The sequence below is a fragment of the Bacillus mobilis genome (genome assembly GCF_001884045.1).
In the GTDB taxonomy this organism is placed as follows: Bacteria; Bacillota; Bacilli; order Bacillales; family Bacillaceae_G; genus Bacillus_A; species Bacillus_A mobilis.
Map to the genome: position 1 here is coordinate 1 of NZ_MACF01000007.1, position 2,414 is coordinate 2,414.

Here is a 2,414-nt window from a genome sequence, read left to right on the forward strand (position 1 = left end):
CTGAAAGAATATAGAATGACATTTAAGCACCTACATCAATTGGCTTTGGAAAATGGTGATGCCATTCATCTACTACATGAATGCATAGATTTTCTAAGAAAAAACAAAATCATACTGCCTGCTATCACTACACTTGAAAGAATAGTGTGGGAAGCAAGGGCAATGGCTGAAAAGAAGCTATTTAACACGGTTAGTCAATCCCTAACAAATGAACAAAAAGAAAAACTTGAAGATATTATTACCTTGCAGCATTCGTCAGAATCCAATAAAACGATATTGGGTTGGTTAAAAGAACCACCGGGACATCCTTCACCCGAAACCTTTTTAAAAGTAATAGAACGACTCGAATACATACGAGGAATGGAATTAGAAACGGTGCAAATTAATCATTTGCACCGCAATCGCCTGTTACAGCTGTCTCGCTTGGGTTCAAGATATGAACCTTATGCATTCCGTGATTTTCAGGAAAATAAACGATATTCAATACTAACCGTCTATTTATTACATCTTAATCAAGATTTGACGGATAAAGCTTTTGAAATTCATGACAGACAAATACTTAGTCTCTTATCAAAAGGTCGTAAGGCTCAAGAGGAAATTCAGAAACTGAACGGTAAAAAGCTGAATGAGAAAGTTATACACTTTACGAACATCGGACAAGCTTTGATCAAAGCAAAACAGGAAAAATTAGACGTTTTTGAGGTTTTAGAATCCGTTATTGAATGGAATTCTTTTGTCTCTTCGGTCGAAGAAGCCCAGGAGCTTGCACGTCCTGCTGACTATGATTATTTAGACTTACTGCAAAAACGATTTTATTCACTAAGAAAATATACGCCAACGCTATTAAGGGTGTTGGAATTTCATTCTACAAAGGCAAATGAGCCACTTTTACAAGCTGTAGAGATTATCCGAGGAATGAACGAATCCGGAAAACGAAAAGTACCTGATGACTCACCTGTGGATTTTATTTCAAAACGTTGGAAAAAGCATTTATACGAGAATGATGGTACAACAATCAATCGTCATTACTATGAAATGGCTGTTTTAACAGAACTTCGGGAGCATGTTCGGGCAGGAGATGTTTCCATTGTTGGCAGCAGACAATATAGAGATTTTGAGGAATATTTGTTTTCCGAATTTACATGGAATCAAACGAAAGAGAATACGAGATTATCAGTTAGTTTATCATTCGAAGATTATATAACGGAGAGAACCAGCAGCCTTAATGAAAGGTTAAAGTGGTTAACTGCCAATTCCAACAAGTTAGATGGAGTTTCTCTTGATAAAGGAAAGCTGTCACTTGCACGCTTAGAAAAAGATGTACCAGAAGAAGCAAAAAAGTTTAGTGCAAGCCTTTATCAGATGCTACCAAGAATAAAATTAACCGATTTACTGATGGATATTGCTTATATAACAGGATTTCATGAGCAATTTACTCATGCTTCCAATAATCGAAAACCGGATAAAGAAGAAACGATTATTATTATGGCTGCCCTTTTAGGAATGGGAATGAATATAGGTGTAAGCAAGATGGCTGAAGCAACACCCGGACTTACATATAAGCAATTAGCCAATGTATCTCAATGGCGCATGTATGAAGATGCAATGAATAAAGCCCAAGCCGTATTAGTAAATTTTCATCACAAATTACAATTGTCTTCCTATTGGGGAGACGGTACAACATCCTCATCAGACGGTATGAGAATGCAGTTAGGTGTTTCATCACTACATGCAGATGCAAACCCACATTATGGAACTGGAAAAGGAGCCACCATCTACCGTTTTACTAGTGATCAATTCTCTTCTTACTACACAAAGATTATTCATACTAATTCAAGGGATGCGATTCATGTTTTAGATGGTTTGTTGCACCATGAAACGGATTTAAACATAGAAGAGCATTATACAGACACAGCTGGTTACACAGATCAAATATTCGGACTGACTCATTTATTAGGATTTAAATTTGCCCCAAGAATAAGAGATTTAGCAGACTCAAAATTATTTACAATAGATAAAGCAAGTGAGTATCCAAAATTAGAAGCCATTTTACGTGGACAAATAAATACAAAGGTCATTAAAGAAAATTATGAGGATGTTTTGCGATTAGCTCACTCAATAAGAGAAGGAACAGTTTCAGCATCCCTTATTATGGGGAAACTAGGATCTTATTCAAGACAAAACAGCTTGGCTATAGCCTTACGTGAGATGGGTCGAATAGAAAAAACAATTTTTATTTTGAATTATATATCGGATGAATCATTAAGAAGAAAAATACAAAGGGGATTAAATAAAGGAGAAGCCATGAACGGATTAGCAAGAGCTATTTTCTTCGGAAAACAAGGTGAGCTTAGGGAACGGACTATACAACATCAATTGCAAAGAGCCAGTGCTTTAAACATCATTATCAATGC

The 2,414-nt window shown here is 36.1% G+C and carries 1 protein-coding gene; it reads left to right on the top strand.

All coding sequences use genetic code 11. The annotated features are described in order from the left end of the window. A partial coding sequence (locus BAQ44_RS00300) for a Tn3 family transposase (RefSeq protein ID WP_116758342.1) occupies nt 1–2,414 on the top strand: 2,414 nt, incomplete at both ends.